This window comes from Bacillus testis, from assembly GCF_001243895.1.
Lineage (GTDB): Bacteria > Bacillota > Bacilli > Bacillales > DSM-1321 > Bacillus_AD > Bacillus_AD testis.
The window spans coordinates 2,378,723-2,396,537 of record NZ_LN851186.1 but is presented as its reverse complement, the minus strand read 5'-3'; the positions used below and the strand labels follow the sequence as shown (position 1 = coordinate 2,396,537).

Genomic DNA, 17,815 nt, shown 5'->3' with positions numbered 1-17,815 from the left:
GTTTAACAATCGGGGTGCAATTCACTTCCAAGCGTTTTTTATTTGATTTTGTCTAAAATCGCTTTGATGAAATCGGTTTTTTCCTCCGCATATTTATATTTGTTATTTTTGTTTAAAGCTGACAGTGTTACTTTAAGTTGTTCATATTCAGATTTTGCGTTCTCGTTGTTTATCAAATAATCCCTGAATTTCAACTGTTCAAGTAAATATCTATTTCCGCTTTCATACATATGGATTTGGTGGGTTCGGGGTTCACCTTTATTAAAATAATACCTGTCAGGCAGAATATGTGTTCCTTTGCATGAATAGCCTAATTCCTCTAGAGGCGAGATACATGTTTCGCCTTCACTAAAGCCTTTGATTTCAATTGCAATATCAATAATTGGTTTTGCGCTTAATTGTTTAACAGCCGTGCTCCCAATGTGATGGATATCAACTATGTATGTACCTATTTTATTTTGTATTTTTTCCTTTTCTATAAAGAATTCTCTTTCCCATTCTTCGGTCCAAGGAATTAAAAAAACTTCCCCTTTTGGCAACCCTAACATCTTCAACACTCCTATTCCCCGTTATTCATTAATTGTAACATTCTACCAAATCAATTGCTATCCAGGGCATTCGGCCGATCAACATAATAATAGTGTCTATTGGTGTACAGAAAGTTTCGGTATACAAAATAATAGCATCCCCTATTAGGTGCTTTATGGTAAAATAAGAGGAAAAAAGGGGGAAAAAGAATGACGATTAAACAAGAAGAAACCAAATTTCTTGAGTTGGTCAAAAAAATGGCCGCATATAACGAAGCACTTGCCTTGATTTATTGGGACTTGCGTACCGGAGCGCCGAAAAAAGGAGTGGAACAACGTTCTGAAGTCATAGGAATGTTATCTTCGCAGATGTTCGAAATGAGTACTTCCGATGAAATGAAAGCATACATAGAAGTGTTGAGCACAGACGAAGCCAAGGAAGAATTATCTGAAATTACTAACAAATTGGTGCAAGAGTGCCGTAAAGAATATGACCGCAATAAAAAGATACCGGCTGATGAACATAAAGAATATACGATGCTGGTCAGCAAGGCGGAAAGCGCTTGGGAAGAGGCAAAGGAAAACGCTGATTTCCCGTCTTTCCAGCCGTATCTTGAAAAAATTGTGGAATTTAACCGCAAGTTCATTGAATATTGGGGGTATGAAGGCAATAAATACAATACTCTGCTTGATATATACGAACCGGGCATGACCGTAGATATTTTGGATGATGTATTCGGCAAATTACGAAAGGAGATTGTTCCGCTTGTCAAAAAGATTTCTGAGAGCGCGAACCAGCCGGAATCTTCTTTTTTGTTCAAACATTTCCCGAAAGAAAGCCAGAAGGATTTCAGCTTAGGAATTTTAAAGCAGCTGCAATATGATTTTGGCGCCGGCCGTCTGGATGAAACAGTCCATCCTTTTGAGATTACGATCAACCGGAACGATGTGCGGATCACCACCAAATACGATGAGAATGACTTCCGTTCCGCTGTCTTCGGCACAATCCATGAGTGCGGGCATGCCATCTATGAGCAAAATGTTTCCACTGATTTAATGGGGACGCCGCTGGCATCTGGCACATCAATGGGTATCCATGAATCCCAATCATTATTCTTTGAAAATTTCATTGGCCGCAATAAATCCTTCTGGAAGAAAAATTACAAAGATTTGCAGGCGGCATCTTCGCAATTCGAGGGTATTTCCCTTGAAGACTATTACCGTGCCATCAATGAGGCGAAGCCGTCCCTTATCCGAATTGAAGCGGATGAATTAACGTATCCGTTACATGTAATGGTCCGCTATGAAATAGAAAAGGCTCTTTTCAATGGCGAAATTGAAGTAAAGGATTTGCCTGCCATTTGGAACGCCAAGTATAAAGAATATCTTGGCGTTGAACCGGCTAATGACGGAGAAGGAGTGCTGCAGGATGTACACTGGGCAGGAGGAAGCTTTGGATATTTCCCTTCATATGCACTCGGCTACATGTATGCCGCTCAGTTTAAGCATGCCATGTTAAAAGATCTTCCACATTTCGATGAATTATTGGAAGGAGGAAACCTAACACCTATTAAAGAATGGCTTAACACCCATATCCACCAATATGGCAAAATGAAGGAACCGCTTCAATTATTGAATGACATCACGGGCGAAGGATTGAATGTCCAATATTTAATCGATTATCTCAAAGAAAAATACAGCACTGTCTATTCATTATAAAGACCAGCCAAGGGGTATACATTCCCCGACGGTCATTAGATGAACCAATCGGATTCTAAAAGTGACTTGAGTTCAACGTTTTTTAGAGAATGGTCTTATAGTTAGAAATGGATATCATTAGAACAAGGGAGATGGCTTCATCTCCCTTTTCTTTTCATAGGGGGTATTATGGGAAAAACAGCCTTAACATCCAGCTTGTTCGTATTGCTGGCGGCCTTTTTTTGGGGATTGATCGGTGTGTTTGTGAAAGGCATTGGACAGGCGGGGCTCGATGAATTGGAAATTGTAACTGTCAGGGTGCTATTTTCTGCACTTATTTTGTTTATGATTGGCATGGCCAGCTTCAGGCAGGAATTGAAGATCAAGTGGAAGGATTGCTATCTATTCATTGGCACAGGCCTTCTAAGCATCGCTTTTTTTAACTGGGCGTTTTTTACGGCAATCAATATGCTCTCCCTGTCGGTGGCAGTCATCCTCTTGTATACAGCGCCTGCTTTTGTCATGGTTATGTCGGTTCTTTTTTTGAAAGAGAAACTGACCCTCGGTAAAATCGGACTTCTTGCAATGACATTGATCGGTTGTTTGCTCGTGGCTGGTTCAGGCGGCCTTGTTGGAGGGGGAGGCAAACTAGGTTATGTGATTGGACTTGGAGCAGGGTTCGGATATGCTTTGTACAGTATTTTCGGGAAATTCGCCTTAAAGAGATATTCTCCGTTTACAATTTCATTTTATACTTTCTTTGTCGCTTCACTTGTGCTTGTTCCTTCCGTAAGAATTTGGGAAGTGCTGCCGAGATTGCTGAATGTAGAAATGGTGATGTTCATTATTGGTTTATGCGGGTTGTCGACCGTACTGGCTTTTTTGTTATACACGGAAGGATTAAAAGGGATAGAAAGCAGCAAGGCCTCTATTCTATCAACTGTGGAGCCGCTGACCGCCATGCTGATCGGGATCCTGTTTTTTGGTGACCGGATATCGGCAGTCCAGCTGGTGGGGGGAGTGATTATTTGCTTCAGTGCAATGGCCGCTAGTTTTGATAAAGGTTTGTCTTGGCCGCGTAAAACGGGCATAAACAAAGAAAAGGATCATTCTGTTAATGGATGATCCTTTTTCGTCATTCTATTTGCAAGATTGGCTAAGGCAAGTTAATCAGAAGAACTTATAGCCTTTAGAACCCGGCGGTGCATTTTGTATCATATCGATAAAAGGAATCGTATAGGCAAATAAAATCAATACGACTGTTATGCCAAGCCACAGCTTCCAGTTTTCGAAAACCATCGGGGCCTTTTCTCCATTTTCTTCGCTTTCGCCGACAGGGAATTCCTGATCGCCCTTCGGAGCAAAGAAAGCTAGTTTGATAAAGATATAGAGAACGAGAATAATCCCGATGAATAATATGGTTCCGCCGATTGCCTGGGCGATTTGATAAGGAATCCAATCAATTGCCTGCTGTGATTCCCCGTAAGTTGAATAAGAAGAACGGCGCGGAGCACCCAGCAAGCCGGCCGCATGCATGGCACCCGACATGAAAGCCATGCCGATCGACCATAGAACAGCTTGGATGATCGCCAGCTTATTCATTTGTGGAGTAAGCACTCTTCCGGTCAGATGCGGTACAAGCCAGTACATGATGCCAAAGAATGTAAGCACTACTGATGTGGCCAGTGTCAGATGGAAATGGCCTGTTACCCAGACAGTGTTATGGACAACTTGATTTAACTGGTTGGATGCATTGACCATTCCGCCTGCTCCGGCAGGAATAAACGCAACCATCCCGATAAATGGGACAACGAATCGGGCGTCTCCCCAAGGAAGTTTCTTGATCCAGCCGAACATTCCTTTAGCCCCTTTTGAGCGTCCATACATTTCGAAGGTGCCGAATAGCGAGAATGCCGTCATAAGAGAAGGGATAACCACCAGGAAGGTCAGGATGACTTGTAGGAACTTCCATGCAGGGTCGATTCCTGGCTCAAGCAATTGGTGATGGAATCCGACAGGCACTGAGAATAACAGAAACAGAATGAAACTCATCCGTGCAAGCGAATCGGAAAATACTTTTGTTCCCAATACTTTAGGGATGACGACATACCAGCACATATAAGCAGGCAATAGCCAGAAGTATACGAGCGGATGCCCGAAATACCAGAATAAGGTACGGCTGACAAGCACGTCGATTGTGTCGACCAATCCTAGGGACCACGGCAGCATTTGCAATAGGACCGTTGCTGCGACGCCGATTGTAGCTACTATCCACAAAACAGTATTGATGACAGCCATGAAGGTCAACAGAGGGCTGATTTTCCCCGGATTTTGCTTGCGCCATCTGACATAATTGGAGATCAATGCCCCTCCTGAAATCCAACTTCCCACTACCACCAAGGTAAGGCCAATATAGAAAATGGGATGCGCTTGCAATGGGGCATAGAAAGTGAATAGGACAGTCGCTTTATTGAGCAGCACCATCGCGGCAGCCATTGCGGTTCCAATGGTCATCAGCGTAAAGCCAATCCATCCGGCTTTACGGGCCTTGTTTCCCAGCGCGCCCGTTGTCCGGCTCACCGCGGCCAATTGAAAGCCGATAATGAAAAAAGTAGTAAGAATAAGCCCTAAAAGTACTCCGTGGACAGTAAGGACTTGGTAATAGGTAATGCCAAACGGCAGCTCGAACTTGCCGGAGCGCACCAATACCTGCAATAGCCCGGCCAATCCGCCCAATGCTAAAGCGGTAAACGCGACATACAAATGGGCCATGGATAGTTTTGCATCCTTGGGATCAACTTTAACATTTGGACTATTTTGCATGGTCAACCACCTCGATTCTTGAATTCATCATGTGATGGCCGACACCACAATATTCATTACAAATAATCAGATGTTCACCCGTTTTATTGAATGTTGTTGTATATTCAGAGATGAACCCTGGCTCAACCATCATATTGATATTTGTTCCTGCTACTTCGAAACCATGAATGACATCCTTGGTGGCCACCATGATTTTTACTTTCGCCCCTTTAGGTATTTCGATTTTCATTGGAGTATAGGAGAAAGCCTGTGCTACCAAGACAAGCTCGTAATCCCAGTCCTTGCCTTTGACCTTATGCAGCCCAGGTTTATCGAATGGAGCCGTTTGATCCACTTTCTCAGGATCGATCGTAGCAAGGCAGCTTGGCGGTTGGTTTCCTAAATAAAAGGCACTTATGCCCAGGACGGTAAGAAACACTAGCAGTGCGCCTACCCCGAAAATAAGCCATATTTTTTCATATTTATGCATATGCATGGCATGGTTCCCCCTTAACGTCTATAAACGATTCACAAAAAGAAAATAAACACTTACCCAAGTTACAAGAATGACGAGTCCGACTATAAAAACAGAAGCGAGCGTTCCTTTAAGGGATGAATGTTCGTCCGTATGGGCCTCCGGTTTTTTCTTTAATTGAGTTTGTGCCATTTTTTTCACTCCCTTCAAAAAATTAGGAATTACGATGAGTACATGTTTATCATACAAAAGTCCGATTGGTTTGCCAGACGCTTTTTTCCACTTCACAAATTATTCAATTATCATATTTTCACTGCCTAAATGGTGTAAAGTTTATTTATGAGGAAAAATAACCCTTTTTTCTGAAGTTGAAATGTGAAATTAGTGTGAAGTGTGGTTCCTGCCAAGGGCGTATGCCTTGTTGTATTTATGCTTTTAGAGATACGCTACTATTTTTAGGCAGACAAAAAATAGAAACTATGTGATTTACTATTAGAATACGAATGTACTATGCAAATGCGTATAATGTGATATAATATGCAAATATAAAACAATAAACTTTCTCTCATATAATCGCGGGGATATGGCCCGCAAGTTTCTACCGGGTCACCACAAATGACTTGACTATGAGTGGACATTTTTTCTTGAGATGATATAGGCTCAGGCTTGATTGTTGCACTCTTTTTTTGAGAGTCCGGCAGCAAAGCCTGAGCCTTTTTGCATACAAGGAACAAACATGGAGGGTTTAACGATGGAATTATTGAAAAAGAAAATTCAACAAGAAGGTAAAGTATTATCGGAGACGGTGCTAAAGGTCGATTCATTCATCAATCACCAAATGGATCCGGTGCTGATGAAAGAGATTGGCAAAGAATTTGCACGCTGCTTCAAGGAGGCAGGGATCACAAAAGTGCTGACGATTGAATCTTCGGGAATCGGGCCGGCGCTCATGACTGCTCTCGAACTTGAAGTGCCGATGGTTTTTGCACGCAAGCGTAAATCGTTAACCCTTACTGAAGGGTTGATAACGACCAAAGTTTACTCTTTTACCAAACAAGAGACCAATGACGTCACTATTTCCAGCCATTTCATTGAAAAAGGGGAACGAATTCTGATTATTGACGATTTCCTGGCGAATGGCCAGGCCGCCCTTGGTTTGATCGATATTGTGAAACAAGCAGGTGCAGAGCCTGTCGGAGTAGGAATAGTGATAGAAAAATCATTCCAGGATGGCCGCCAGCTCATCCTTGAGACAGGCATCCAGTTGGAATCCCTTGCAAGGGTCGCTTCATTAGCAGATGGAACAGTTACGTTTGTAGACTAATTATTGGGAGGAACTATAATGAACATGAATCCGTTTAAAATTGCCTCATTGGGTATCCAGCATGTCCTGGCTATGTATGCCGGAGCTGTTATTGTTCCGTTGATCATCGGCGGCGCCGTCGGCCTGTCGCAGGAGAATTTGACGTTTTTGGTGTCGGTCGATATTTTGATGTGTGGCGTTGCCACTATCCTGCAGCTTTTCCGTAATAAGTTCATGGGCATCGGTTTGCCGGTGATGCTTGGTTGTTCATTCACTGCCGTTGCGCCTATGATTGCAATCGGCAATGAATATGGATTAGGCAGCATGTACGGCAGCATCATTGCTTCAGGCATGATCGTCGTCCTGATCAGTAAATATTTTGGGAAATTGGTTCGTTTCTTCCCGCCGGTTGTAACAGGTTCTGTCGTAACAATAATCGGCATCACGCTTATACCGGTTGCCATCAATAATCTGGCAGGCGGCCAAGGAGCCGAAGATTTCGGTTCACCGGCAAATCTTGCTTTAGGTTTCGGTACGTTATTATTCATTGTTATTCTCTATCGTTTTTCAACAGGTTTTATGCGATCCATCGCTGTTTTGTTAGGATTGGTGCTGGGAACGGTCGCTGCTTACTTTATGGGAATGGTTAATATGGAATCAGTTGCGGAAGCATCATGGCTCCATATGCCGCAGCCTTTCTTCTTGGGCACGCCCACTTTTCACTTAACTCCTATTCTAACCATGACGTTGGTGGCGATTGTGAGCTTAGTAGAATCAACAGGGGTATACTTTGCGCTTGGCGATATCTGTGAAAAGAAAATTAGCGAAAAAGACTTGGCCAATGGTTACCGGGCAGAAGGGACAGCGATTGTTTTAGGGGGAATCTTCAATTCATTCCCGTATACAACCTTTTCCCAAAATGTAGGTTTGGTTCAGATATCGGGCGTCAAAACGAAGAATGTCATCTATGCCGCAGCCGGATTCCTGATTGTGTTTGGCCTTGTTCCGAAAATCGGCGCTTTGACCACAATCGTTCCTTCAGCTGTATTGGGCGGAGCGATGGTAGCCATGTTCGGCATGGTAGTGGCTTCGGGCATTAAAATGCTGAGCCAGGTAAATTTTGCTTCACAGGAAAATCTGTTGATTATCGCTTGTTCTGTTGGCATGGGCCTTGGTGTAACAGTAGTGCCGGATTTATTTGCACAGCTTCCTGAAAACATTAAAATTTTGACCAATAACGGAATTGTGGCTGGAAGCTTAACTGCTATTTTCTTGAACATTATCTTTCACGAACTTTCTGCTAAAAAAGAAACAAGTTATACAGGAATAGAAGCAAGAAAAGCATCTTAATAGAGTAAGCCCGCTGCTGACAGCGGGCTTCTTTAAATTCCCGAAAATATCAGATAATTAGGGATTATTATTTCACTATCTGGGGCGTTGATCTAAGAGATTAATGCTTTTTTGAAGTTCTTATTGGACAGACGAGATTGATTAGCAGAAGAAGGAAAAGAAACTTTGAGTGTAGAAAGGAATTAGATGGGTGTTATTTTTTAGTGATGGGGGATGTATATGTCATTTGAACAATGCCGGAGTATTCATTCATTAATGTCAGGCTATGATAAACCGTGGTTTATTGCTGGTGGCTGGGCGATTGATCTTTTTATTGGTAAAGAAACAAGGGAACATACTGATATTGAGTTTGCTGTTTTTAGAAAAGACCAACTATATCTAAAAGATTATCTAAAAGAATGGAAGTTCAAAAAGGTTATTAATGGTGAATTTTATACTTGGGAAAATGAGTTTTTAGAGTTGCCCATTCACGAAATACACGCTTTGCATTTGAGAAACAGAGACAAAATAGAAATTCTTCTTAATGAAACAAGTGAAAATGATTGGGTCTTTAGAAGAGATTTAAGGATTTCCTATCCACTTAAGTCCATTAGAAGTTTTACTGTAACTGGTATTCCGTACTTAAATCCTGAAATTGTCCTTTTATATAAGGCGAAAAATCCAAGAGAAAAAGATGATCAAGACTTTTTTGCCATAAAGGATGATCTTGAAGAAGAGAAGAAAAAATGGCTTCTACATGCTTTAGAAATTTACGAACCGGAACATAAGTGGATTGAATTTTTAATCTAAAATTTTATTTAACTAAAGTTATCCAACCTGTAAAACAGAGTTGTCTTTGAGACTGCTTTTTCTTATGCCGTTAACGGGACAGCACAGTTTATCAAGAAATAGTAATGGATGGGGACAAAAATGGGGAAATATGTGGTGAAGCATATAAATAATCTCTTGAATTTTGATTTGGATCGTTTAGTAAAGCAAAGCAAAGAAGAGGGGTTTCGTTTTGTAGAAAGATTAATAAATGAATATAAAAATGGGAGTAATACGTTTACCCATTTTGGCGAAGGTTTATTTGGTGTGTTTAACGAAGAGGGTGTACTTGTTGCTATTGGTGGGTTAAATAAAGACCCATTTTCAAATGGACAATATATTGGTAGGGTGAGAAGGTTTTATGTCGGTAAAGAGTATAGAAGAAAGGGTATAGGAAGCCTTTTGGTGAAAAAGATAATTGAAGAAGCAAAAAGATATTATACAGTTTTGGTGCTTCATACAGATACGGAACAAGCTGATCAATTTTATTCTTCTATCGGATTTATAAAGGGAAAGCTTTATCTAAATTCAAGTCACTTTATGGAGTTTAAAAGTTAAAGTGTTATTTAGCAAATGGGTGTGTCTGTCCAATAAGAAGTAAAAAACTTTATTATTCATTTTTTAAGTATCTTGAACAGATCAATGTCGTTTGAAACAACTTAAAAGAGCCTTGCTGCGTATAGTACATATCAAATCTAAGGAATGATGTTCCAATCAAAGCTGCTGCAATAAAAGTGGAGAATGCTGTCACTTTCTTTGGTAAGAAGAAGGCATTAAGGAAAGGAATTTAGCAGGAGGAAAAAAGAAAGGGCTAACCAAATTATGGTATAATATGGATTATTAATTGTGTTTGAAAGAAGAGGTTTGTACAAGTGGAAAAAAGGAACAAAAAGAAAAAAGATAAGTGGTATTATTTTATGATCGAAGCAGCGGTTGAATTTGCCGAATTGCTTTTTATGCTTGTTAGATGGATCATTAAGGGTATTTTACATCTCATACCATGATTACGCTGGGTAATTGAGTGAAAAAGAAGATATGAAGGCAGTCAAAAAGGCAGCCTCTAAACGAAGCTGCCTTGGATTAGTAATTTAGGTTAATTACATTTTTTGAACGTTAGTTGCTTGAGGTCCGCGTTGTCCTTCTTCAACTTCGAAAGTAACAGTTTGACCTTCGTCCAAAGTTTTGAAACCTTCAGATTGGATAGCTGAGAAATGTACGAATACGTCTTCTCCGCCTTCGCGCTCGATGAAACCGAAACCTTTATCTGCGTTAAACCATTTTACTTTACCTTGTTCCATGTTTGTTGCCTCCTAGTGTGATCTTCACACATTGTATTACTATCTTTGTCTCTTTTTTGACGAAAAGTGATACACTTTAACATTCAATCCCGAACAAAAATAATTCTCCTTTATAATAACAGAAAAGATTTCAAAATGCAAATTCAATTAATCAAAGCATTTTTTTTGCTTCTATTTATTTTTGCTTCTTCACGTCAACGGTTCTTTATATATAAGATGAAAGAATATTGTGATATAATAAATAATAGAATAGGCAAAAGAAGGGATCAGATATGAAAATCATTTGTTTCGGTGACAGCCTTACCAGGGGAGTATCCTTTGCAAAGGGCCGTCTCCGCATATTGAAGAAAAATTATCCTGCCATTTTGCAGAACATCTTTTCACGGGGCGGACATGACATAGAAGTAATTAATAAAGGTGTGTTCAACGATGACTCTGACAAATTGCTTGAACGCGTGGATAAAGATGTGATTGAGCTGAAACCGGATTTGGTGATCATTGGAATCGGCGGGAACGATTGCAATTTTCGCTGGAAGGAAGTAGCTAAAGATCCCGAAGGAATCCATCATCCGATTGTGCCGATTGACCGTTATATCGAAAATGCCAAAAAGTTAGTGGCGATCCTGAAAGAAAAAAATATTGTTCCTGTTTTCTTAACGTTGCCGCCTTTGGATCCTGCCCGGTATTATCAATATTTAACGACACAGTTCGGATCGGCTCTGGGACACTGGATAAGCAGAATCGGAGGGATTGAACATTGGCATGGCCTTTACAACAGAGCCCTCAATAAATGGACCGAAAAAGAAGGCGTTTTAAAAGTGGATGTCAGAAATGCAATCAAGCAATCTGGAGAGATCAGCGATTTGATCAGTGATGATGGCATTCATTTAACAGAAGAAGGCTACCGCGCTTTGAGTACGATGCTTGCTGAAGCATTGGTTCCTATTATAGCTTCAAGGGAAATCGATTATCATACTATATGAAGAAAAGCCGCTTCCCAAAGAAGGCGGCTTTTCTTGATGATCAAAACGGAAACCGTTACGCACCAGCTACCGAGGAGATTGCGGCTGATTGCTATGATTGGATTGCTTGTATTATGGATGGAAACATCACGGTTAATACTTTGACTTCTTCGCAGGCAACCAACCCTGCACTGGACATATTTCGCTGTTTTTTCTTATTCCGGTTATTCCAATCCATTTATAAGTGAGAGAGTTTCTGCTGTATCCCATTATTCTTTTGATCATGTCTTTCTGATTTGCTTCTATGGCTGCGGAAGCCTCCATTTTATTCCTTAGGTATGCAACAGCCGGCATGTTTCATAAAAAAGGGACATACCTTTATATGATTGCCGCTGTAATGCTTCTAAATCGATGAACATACGCATATATCTAAGAATACATTGTAAAAAAGGATGTGTTCAAGATGGAGAAAAAGTATTGCGTACATTGCCGGCGGTTCATAATGGGTGAGAGCATATGTGAAGGGTGCGGTAAGGACCATTTCAAGGATATTGTGATCTCGGTGCAGGCACAGCCGGATCACTTCAAAAACAATAAGCGGTAAGCCAGAAGTATACAGGCTGTTGGCAATATATATGTGCAAGAAGGATTGTTGAAAAGCAGTTCTTCTTTTATAAGCCTTTTCCTGAAGAAACGCATATTCTTGGTTGATAATGATTATCATTTCTGATAAGATGAAATTAATGATAAGTATTCTCAATAAGAATTCAGGAAGGTGATTGAAATGACTGCTGTGTTTGTAGCTGGGACAATAGCTGTTTATTCATTTGTAACCGTTCATGTCTTGAAGAATGTCAGTAAACCTACAGAGGTTCACTCTCGATAAATAAGTGGTATAGAAAGAGGCTTTCCTAAACTGCCGTAGCGTAACGGGATTTTTGGAAAGCCTTTTTTGGCGTGTCTTGGTTTATTGGCTCTAAGTAGAGATACATGGTCATCCCTTTTCCTTTGTGTTTTAGCTAGGTTTCATTCATCCGTGTAATGCTCGTTCTCTCTATTCGTTCCTTGATTTTTTGTTCAGATAAAGAAAGATCTATATAAACCTCACTCAAAGAATAGATGAATGAGGCTGGCGGATTTGTTTAGATGCTCTAAAAGCTTTCTTTCCAATTTAAAAACATCACGACATAACAACAACTATTTGAAGCATCTTTCGGTAACAACGTAATAGAAATTCCTCCTGGAGTGTACGAGACAACAGCCCTGTTTTCAATGGCAAGGTTATTGATCATATAATGAACGGTTTGGTGATCCGATTGTGAAGCCGCATTTACAAGGCGCTGGGAAAACTCAGGAGAAGTCCTTATTGTTTCATTCACTATAACTAAATCAGACAAAAGGGTTTTAGTATGTTCAGCTGATTTTCGTAGTCGTTCGGGTTGAGTAGGGGGAAGAATTCTTTGGTGATCTTCACTTAAAGGGTGTTGTTGATTTTGAGAATATTGGTTTGCCGGTAAAGGAATATTGTATTGAAAGTAAGGAGAATAAGGATTATTCATTGTATACCTCCCATGTAAAATGTAATCCTTATAGTGTATTGTCAGGGGTGGCAATTTGTGTATGGCTGAAATTCTTTTACCCAATGTAGAAGTAGGGGATCAAAGTTTCGCTTTATACAATTGTATTATTTACGATCATGGGTAATTTTGTGACCATGTGGTGCCGCAAGAAAGGGAAATAACCTGAAAATGAAGGCTTGTTTCTTTAAACGCAATGTTAATTCTGGGAAATAGGTTAAAAATGGATTACAATAGAAGAGACGAAAATTGCGGAACAAGGGGAATGATTCATGACAAATACAACAACGAATCATACAGGGGTGTTAAATCTGCTTGCAGCTCTATTCAACGAGATGGAGAGCAGGGGAGATTCACATACGGCCGCTAAGGTGAAGCAGCTATTGCTGAAAGCGGATGAGAAGGAAGTCCAGCTTGCATTTTGCGGACATTTTTCGGCAGGCAAGTCCAGTATGATCAATTATTTAATGGGACGGCAGGTACTGCCTTCGAGCCCTATACCGACAAGCGCGAATATTGTAAAAGTAAAGAAAGGGCAAGATGCATTCACCGTTTATTTCTTTGATGGCACGCACACTGTTTTTCCCGGCAATCATGATGTGAATGAAATAAAAGCATATTGTAAAAATGGAGAGAGCATCCAATCTATACATATTCATTCCGGCCTTTTTCCGCTTCCGGAAGATTGCGCAGTCCTGGATACTCCAGGGATTGATTCAACGGATGATGCCCACCGTGTTTCGACAGAGTCGACGCTTCATCTGGCGGATATCATACTATACGTAATGGATTATAACCATGTGCAATCGCAGGAAAATTTCCTGTTTGCGAAAAAAATGCAGGAGAGCGGCAAAAAACTGTATTTGGTAGTGAATCAAATCGATAAGCATGATGCGCATGAATTGGATTTTGGCCATTTTAAAACGAGTACGGCTGATGCGTTTCGCCAGTGGGGGATTCGCGCCGAAGAAATCTTTTATACATCACTTCGCGACCTAAGCCATCCTAATAACCAGATTGGAGAGCTTAAGCAATTCATCCATGAAAAGATTGAGTATGAACGGGGCCACCTGGATGAATCGGTTCTCCGTTCGGCCGCCCAGCTGGCCAAAGAGCATCTGGCTTTTGTATATGAACAGCAGGAAGGCGAACGAAGCCAGGCGGAACATTTGTTAAGGGATTTCGATGAAAAGCGGCGGGAGACCATACCGCAGGAGTTAGCCAGATATGAAAGCCAGCTTCATGAACTGCAATCTTTGCCAGAGCAAAAACGATTAAAGTCAATCGAGGCTTTGAATGAACTCTTGAAGAATGCATATTTGCTATCCGCGGATAGCCGCCAGTTGATCAAGGACTATCTGGAATCTCGGCAAAAAAACTTCAAAATCGGGATGTTCTTCACGAAAGGCAAAACAGACACTGAAAGAACGAAGCGGGAAGATGCACTGCGGGATGAGTTGGAGGAAAGAATAAAGACACAATTGGTCTGGCATTTGCGCGAGTTCGCCGGAAAGGCCCTTGCCCAAGCAAATGTGGAGTCTACCTCATTGGAAAACGCTGCGCAAAACATTTCGATTGAAGTGGATATGGATGAACTCAAACAGCTGGTCGCCAATCAAGGAGATATTACCGGCCAATATGTACTTAGGTATAGTGAGCAGGTCGGGGATATCATCAAGAAAAAGGCAAAAAGCCAGATGCTTCTTTTTTTGGAAGAGGTGAAGCAGACCTCCCTGCAACAGCTTAGCGAGGAAGTGTCTGAGCTGGATGGGCTTGTCCGCCATTTCCGGCGCCTGCAGGAAGCTCTTTTGGCTGTAGGGAAATTGGATGAAGAATATCGGGTGATACAGGAAGGGCTCCAATTCATTATTGACAACAAACGAGTGGCGTCCGATCAGGAGACTGCCGGATTAATGGAGGCTTTTAAAGCGGAAGAAGAAGCTATGTGTATTTCAATGCCATTACCGGAAGAAGACGATCAACCCATTGACAGGGAAGCCACAGCGAATCAGCCTATGGCAATAGAAGCGGAAATGGCCGGCTCCCGCGGAGAGTCGCTAACGCACTGGAGTATGAAGCTCAAGCAGGCGGCAGAGGACCTGGAGAATACGGCCGGTTTTGCCACCCTTGTTGAGGAAATGAAAGAAAAAGCAGAGCGTATGGACAACCAATATTATACGATTGCTTTATTTGGTGCTTTCAGTGCAGGGAAATCTTCCTTCGCCAATGCGTTGCTGGGGGAAAAGATCCTGCCTGTATCGCCGAATCCGACAACTGCGGTCATTAATAAAATTATGCATTCAAGCGATGAAGCAGAGCACCGGACTGCCCGAATTGAGATGAAAAGCCGTGAAATGCTGCTTGCGGATGTCAAGCTGGCTTGTAATGCCCTTGACTACTCTCCGGCCGATTTAGAGGATGCGTTTGTTTTTTCTGCTTCTTTGGAGATGGACTCGTTTAAAGGGGATGGCAGGGAAAAGGCGCATTTATCGTTCCTTAAAGCTTTCTCAACCGGATATGAAGCCTACAAGCAGAAACTTGGCTCAACATTTATAGTTGATTACGAGGAATACACCGCTTTTGCAGCGGAAGAATCAAAATCTTGCTTTGTGAATGAGATTGTTTTGTACTATGATTGCCCGATGACACAAAAAGGCATTGTTCTAGTTGATACACCTGGGGCGGATTCTATCAATGCCAGACATACGAATGCGGCTTTCCATTATATCAAGAACAGCGATGCGATTTTATTCGTCACATACTATAACCACCCTTTTGCCAAAAGTGATAGGGAGTTCCTTATTCAACTGGGCCGGGTAAAAGATTCGTTTGCCATGGATAAAATGTTCTTCCTGTGCAATGCGATTGACTTGGCTCAAACGCAAGAGGAATTGGATGATGTAACAGGATATATCAGGCAGCAATTGGAAAGCTTCGGTATCCGGTTCCCGCGCCTGTTCCCGATTTCGAGCAAAGAAGCCTTGCGCGAACTTCACAGCGAAGATGCCGCCATGGAGCACGCTTTTCTTGAAGATAGCGGCATGCCTCGTTTCCAGCAGGCTTTCAATCATTTTATCCAGCATGAATTAATAGAGCTTGCGTGCAGTTCGGCACGGTCAGCTATTAAACGCGCCGCCGATATGCTTCATGAACTGATTGTCACAGCGACGTCTTCGGAAGAGGAAAAGGCCAAGCGGCTTCAGGAAGTGAAGGAAGAGTACACTGATTTGGCATCTAGCATTGAACAGATGCCGACTGAAGTAGAGGAAAGCAAATTGGCGAAAGAAAGCGACGAGTTGCAATACTATATCTTCCAGCGCGTGTTTCTCCGCTATAATGATTTCTTCAAGGAATCTTTCAATCCAGCTGTTTTGCAGGATGATGGCAGGGATTTGAAGCAGGCGCTCCGCAAGGCATTACGGGAACTGATTGATAGTGTCGGCTTCGATTTGGAGCAAGAAATGCGGGCCACTTCTTTACGCTTGGAGCGTTTTATCGCGAAATTGATTGCAGAAAAGCAACAGCAATATCAGCATTTGCTCAACAAAACATGGAAAGCGGTACAATTGGGGGAGTTCCGTATACAGTCATATGAAGTCCCGGACTACGGGAAAGCATTTGCATCCCTTTCCTCCGCTGATTTCAAGAAAGAGCTGGCGCTATTTAGAAATCCGAAATCATTTTTTGAGAAAAACGAAAAACAAAAAATGGCCGAACTGCTGCAACAGGCATTGCGGCACCCTGCCCAAGAATACCTTGAAGAACAAGGATTGGTAGCCAAGGGCGTCTATAACCATCATTTGCTCTCAGAACTGGATGCTTTGAAAAAACAAACGCTCCATTTAATCGAGGAGGTTTGGGAAAGCTATCAGGCGGCGCTCGGCAGCCAAACAAACACGGAAGAACTATTAACAAAAGAAAAAACATTAGTCCAACTGCTTTCATAAAGCACGCTTTGTTTGGCGGGGTTTTCATTTCCCACAACAATATTAGCTGCAGCATCCATCGTTCTTACTGGTGCTTGATCTCTCCATTTATATTCCTTCATCTTTATGCATTTGTGGGATTAGCGCTAGTTTGAACGGGATAAATGGAGCAACAAATGAAAGGAGAGTGTGAACATGATCAAAACGGCCGAATGGCTAACTAATCATCTGTCTGATAGCCGGATACGGATTATTGATTGCCGCTTCAAATTAAACGACCCGCTCTACGGACGGAAAGCCTTTGAAAAGAGCCATATACCGGGTGCTGTTTTCTTTGATCTGGAAAAAGACATTTCCGGGGAAGTACGAGAACATGGCGGGCGCCACCCGCTCCCCGATGTGGATGAATTTGCGGCAAAGCTAGAAAAAGCAGGCATTAGCAATGATTTGATTCTGGTCGCATACGATGATGGAGAATGCTCATACGCATCTCGATTTGTGTGGATGATGCATTATCTGGGTCATAAAGAGTCATATGTATTAAACGGCGGCTTCTCACAATGGATCGAAAACCAACTGCCCGTGGAACAATCAGCCTATAAGCCAGAACCGACGAACTTCCAGGTGAATATCCAAGAGACGTTGTTGGCTTCCTATGAGGAAGTGAAGGAACTATCGGAAAAAGGGAGTAAGGAAAAAGTGCTCGTTGATTCCAGGGATAGACGCAGATATGAAGGACTAGAAGAGCCGATCGATAAGAAAGCCGGCCATATACCAGGTGCGGTCAATTACCCGTGGACGGATGGTTTGGAGGATCGTCAATTTTTGGATGGGGACCGGATGAAGGCACGCTTCAAAGAGCTGGATCCCAATAAGAAAATCATCGTTTATTGTGGTTCAGGAGTCACGGCTTCCCCTAATTATTTGGCACTGAAGCAAGCAGGGTTCCCGAACGTAAAAGTATATATCGGCAGCTACAGTGACTGGGTATCTTATGAGAATAACCCAGTGGCTACAAACTAATCGCTAAATCCCCAAAAGCATGTATCGCTTTTGGGGATTTTTAAGTGCAGGAAAAAGGAACAGATTG

At 41.9% G+C, this 17,815-nt stretch carries 17 protein-coding genes and 1 riboswitch; of the genes, 11 read left to right on the top strand and 6 right to left on the bottom strand.

The window, feature by feature from the left end:
• Positions 1 to 38: 38 nt before the first annotated feature.
• A complete protein-coding gene (locus tag BN1765_RS12110) occupies positions 39 to 548 on the bottom strand; it encodes a GrpB family protein (protein WP_050615378.1) in 510 nt (169 codons plus the stop codon).
• Positions 549 to 737: 189 nt separating this feature from the next.
• Here BN1765_RS12110 and BN1765_RS12105 point away from each other — a divergent pair, with 189 nt between their 5' ends.
• Both BN1765_RS12105 and BN1765_RS12100 read left to right on the top strand, forming a co-directional pair.
• Positions 738 to 2,246, top strand: a complete 1,509-nt coding sequence (locus tag BN1765_RS12105; protein ID WP_050615377.1) for a carboxypeptidase M32 — start codon at positions 738 to 740, stop codon at positions 2,244 to 2,246.
• A gap of 168 nt (positions 2,247 to 2,414) precedes the next feature.
• Positions 2,415 to 3,350 carry a DMT family transporter gene (locus BN1765_RS12100; RefSeq protein WP_069203024.1) on the top strand — a complete coding sequence of 312 codons (936 nt, stop codon included), beginning with the start codon at positions 2,415 to 2,417 and terminating at the stop codon, positions 3,348 to 3,350.
• Between the two features lie 45 nt (positions 3,351 to 3,395).
• On the opposite strand, the gene BN1765_RS12095 is transcribed toward BN1765_RS12100, so the two are convergent.
• From BN1765_RS12095 to BN1765_RS12085, 3 genes are read right to left on the bottom strand one after another with little or no spacing between them, the layout of a single operon-like run.
• Complete coding sequence (locus tag BN1765_RS12095) at positions 3,396 to 5,048, bottom strand: b(o/a)3-type cytochrome-c oxidase subunit 1 (protein ID WP_050615376.1); 1,653 nt, start codon at positions 5,046 to 5,048, stop codon at positions 3,396 to 3,398.
• On the bottom strand, positions 5,038 to 5,523 hold the full coding sequence (locus BN1765_RS12090; RefSeq protein ID WP_050615375.1) for a cytochrome c oxidase subunit II: 486 nt from the start codon (positions 5,521 to 5,523) through the stop codon (positions 5,038 to 5,040). The genes BN1765_RS12095 and BN1765_RS12090 overlap by 11 nt, the downstream gene beginning before the upstream one ends.
• Positions 5,524 to 5,544: 21 nt before the next feature.
• Entirely contained in the window at positions 5,545 to 5,694 is a 150-nt protein-coding gene (locus tag BN1765_RS12085) for a cytochrome c oxidase subunit 2A (RefSeq protein WP_050615374.1), read from the bottom strand.
• Positions 5,695 to 6,047: 353 nt separating this feature from the next.
• Positions 6,048 to 6,149: riboswitch (purine riboswitch) on the top strand.
• Between the two features lie 104 nt (positions 6,150 to 6,253).
• On the opposite strand from BN1765_RS12085, the gene BN1765_RS12080 reads away from it, so the two are divergent.
• The 5 genes from BN1765_RS12080 (at position 6,254) to BN1765_RS20580 (ending at position 9,966) form a co-directional block, all read left to right on the top strand.
• Complete coding sequence (locus BN1765_RS12080; protein WP_050615373.1) at positions 6,254 to 6,826, top strand: xanthine phosphoribosyltransferase; 573 nt, start codon at positions 6,254 to 6,256, stop codon at positions 6,824 to 6,826.
• An 18-nt stretch (positions 6,827 to 6,844) separates the two neighbouring features.
• Positions 6,845 to 8,155: a nucleobase:cation symporter-2 family protein gene (locus BN1765_RS12075; protein ID WP_050615372.1), complete on the top strand. Its 1,311-nt coding sequence runs from the start codon at positions 6,845 to 6,847 to the stop codon at positions 8,153 to 8,155.
• Between the two features lie 219 nt (positions 8,156 to 8,374).
• Positions 8,375 to 8,944 carry a nucleotidyltransferase domain-containing protein gene (locus BN1765_RS12070; protein ID WP_050615371.1) on the top strand — a complete coding sequence of 190 codons (570 nt, stop codon included), beginning with the start codon at positions 8,375 to 8,377 and terminating at the stop codon, positions 8,942 to 8,944.
• A gap of 120 nt (positions 8,945 to 9,064) precedes the next feature.
• The gene (locus tag BN1765_RS12065; protein WP_050615370.1) at positions 9,065 to 9,520 is read left to right on the top strand and encodes a GNAT family N-acetyltransferase; all 456 of its coding nucleotides are present in this window, start codon (positions 9,065 to 9,067) and stop codon (positions 9,518 to 9,520) included.
• Positions 9,521 to 9,834: 314 nt separating this feature from the next.
• On the top strand, positions 9,835 to 9,966 hold the full coding sequence (locus BN1765_RS20580; protein ID WP_261797561.1) for a hypothetical protein: 132 nt from the start codon (positions 9,835 to 9,837) through the stop codon (positions 9,964 to 9,966).
• 93 nt (positions 9,967 to 10,059) lie between these two features.
• On the opposite strand, the gene BN1765_RS12060 is transcribed toward BN1765_RS20580, so the two are convergent.
• The gene (locus BN1765_RS12060; protein WP_050615369.1) at positions 10,060 to 10,260 is read right to left on the bottom strand and encodes a cold-shock protein; all 201 of its coding nucleotides are present in this window, start codon (positions 10,258 to 10,260) and stop codon (positions 10,060 to 10,062) included.
• 272 nt (positions 10,261 to 10,532) lie between these two features.
• Here BN1765_RS12060 and BN1765_RS12055 point away from each other — a divergent pair, with 272 nt between their 5' ends.
• Both BN1765_RS12055 and BN1765_RS20280 read left to right on the top strand, forming a co-directional pair.
• Positions 10,533 to 11,243: an SGNH/GDSL hydrolase family protein gene (locus BN1765_RS12055; protein ID WP_050615368.1), complete on the top strand. Its 711-nt coding sequence runs from the start codon at positions 10,533 to 10,535 to the stop codon at positions 11,241 to 11,243.
• A gap of 442 nt (positions 11,244 to 11,685) precedes the next feature.
• A complete protein-coding gene (locus BN1765_RS20280) occupies positions 11,686 to 11,826 on the top strand; it encodes a hypothetical protein (protein ID WP_187119445.1) in 141 nt (46 codons plus the stop codon).
• 547 nt (positions 11,827 to 12,373) lie between these two features.
• Here BN1765_RS20280 and BN1765_RS12045 read toward each other — a convergent pair.
• Complete coding sequence (locus BN1765_RS12045) at positions 12,374 to 12,781, bottom strand: YuzC family spore coat inner layer protein (protein WP_050615366.1); 408 nt, start codon at positions 12,779 to 12,781, stop codon at positions 12,374 to 12,376.
• A 290-nt stretch (positions 12,782 to 13,071) separates the two neighbouring features.
• On the opposite strand from BN1765_RS12045, the gene BN1765_RS12040 reads away from it, so the two are divergent.
• Both BN1765_RS12040 and BN1765_RS12035 read left to right on the top strand, forming a co-directional pair.
• Positions 13,072 to 16,746, top strand: a complete 3,675-nt coding sequence (locus tag BN1765_RS12040) for a dynamin family protein (RefSeq protein WP_050615365.1) — start codon at positions 13,072 to 13,074, stop codon at positions 16,744 to 16,746.
• Positions 16,747 to 16,920: 174 nt separating this feature from the next.
• On the top strand, positions 16,921 to 17,748 hold the full coding sequence (locus BN1765_RS12035; protein ID WP_050615364.1) for a sulfurtransferase: 828 nt from the start codon (positions 16,921 to 16,923) through the stop codon (positions 17,746 to 17,748).
• Positions 17,749 to 17,815 lie beyond the last annotated feature (67 nt).

What these genes read in the sequence shown, in the direction of transcription:
- BN1765_RS12090 (WP_050615375.1), bottom strand. Translation starts at nt 5,523, where the DNA reads ATGCATATGCATAAATATGAAAAAATATGGCTTATTTTCGGGGTAGGC.
- BN1765_RS12110 (WP_050615378.1), bottom strand. Translation starts at nt 548, where the DNA reads ATGTTAGGGTTGCCAAAAGGGGAAGTTTTTTTAATTCCTTGGACCGAA.
- BN1765_RS12035 (WP_050615364.1), top strand. Translation starts at nt 16,921, where the DNA reads ATGATCAAAACGGCCGAATGGCTAACTAATCATCTGTCTGATAGCCGG.
- BN1765_RS12055 (WP_050615368.1), top strand. Translation starts at nt 10,533, where the DNA reads ATGAAAATCATTTGTTTCGGTGACAGCCTTACCAGGGGAGTATCCTTT.
- BN1765_RS12075 (WP_050615372.1), top strand. Translation starts at nt 6,845, where the DNA reads ATGAACATGAATCCGTTTAAAATTGCCTCATTGGGTATCCAGCATGTC.
- BN1765_RS12045 (WP_050615366.1), bottom strand. Translation starts at nt 12,781, where the DNA reads ATGAATAATCCTTATTCTCCTTACTTTCAATACAATATTCCTTTACCG.
- BN1765_RS12065 (WP_050615370.1), top strand. Translation starts at nt 9,065, where the DNA reads ATGGGGAAATATGTGGTGAAGCATATAAATAATCTCTTGAATTTTGAT.
- BN1765_RS12060 (WP_050615369.1), bottom strand. Translation starts at nt 10,260, where the DNA reads ATGGAACAAGGTAAAGTAAAATGGTTTAACGCAGATAAAGGTTTCGGT.
- BN1765_RS12095 (WP_050615376.1), bottom strand. Translation starts at nt 5,048, where the DNA reads ATGCAAAATAGTCCAAATGTTAAAGTTGATCCCAAGGATGCAAAACTA.
- BN1765_RS12080 (WP_050615373.1), top strand. Translation starts at nt 6,254, where the DNA reads ATGGAATTATTGAAAAAGAAAATTCAACAAGAAGGTAAAGTATTATCG.
- BN1765_RS12040 (WP_050615365.1), top strand. Translation starts at nt 13,072, where the DNA reads ATGACAAATACAACAACGAATCATACAGGGGTGTTAAATCTGCTTGCA.
- BN1765_RS12105 (WP_050615377.1), top strand. Translation starts at nt 738, where the DNA reads ATGACGATTAAACAAGAAGAAACCAAATTTCTTGAGTTGGTCAAAAAA.
- BN1765_RS12085 (WP_050615374.1), bottom strand. Translation starts at nt 5,694, where the DNA reads ATGGCACAAACTCAATTAAAGAAAAAACCGGAGGCCCATACGGACGAA.
- BN1765_RS12070 (WP_050615371.1), top strand. Translation starts at nt 8,375, where the DNA reads ATGTCATTTGAACAATGCCGGAGTATTCATTCATTAATGTCAGGCTAT.
- BN1765_RS12100 (WP_069203024.1), top strand. Translation starts at nt 2,415, where the DNA reads ATGGGAAAAACAGCCTTAACATCCAGCTTGTTCGTATTGCTGGCGGCC.
- BN1765_RS20280 (WP_187119445.1), top strand. Translation starts at nt 11,686, where the DNA reads ATGGAGAAAAAGTATTGCGTACATTGCCGGCGGTTCATAATGGGTGAG.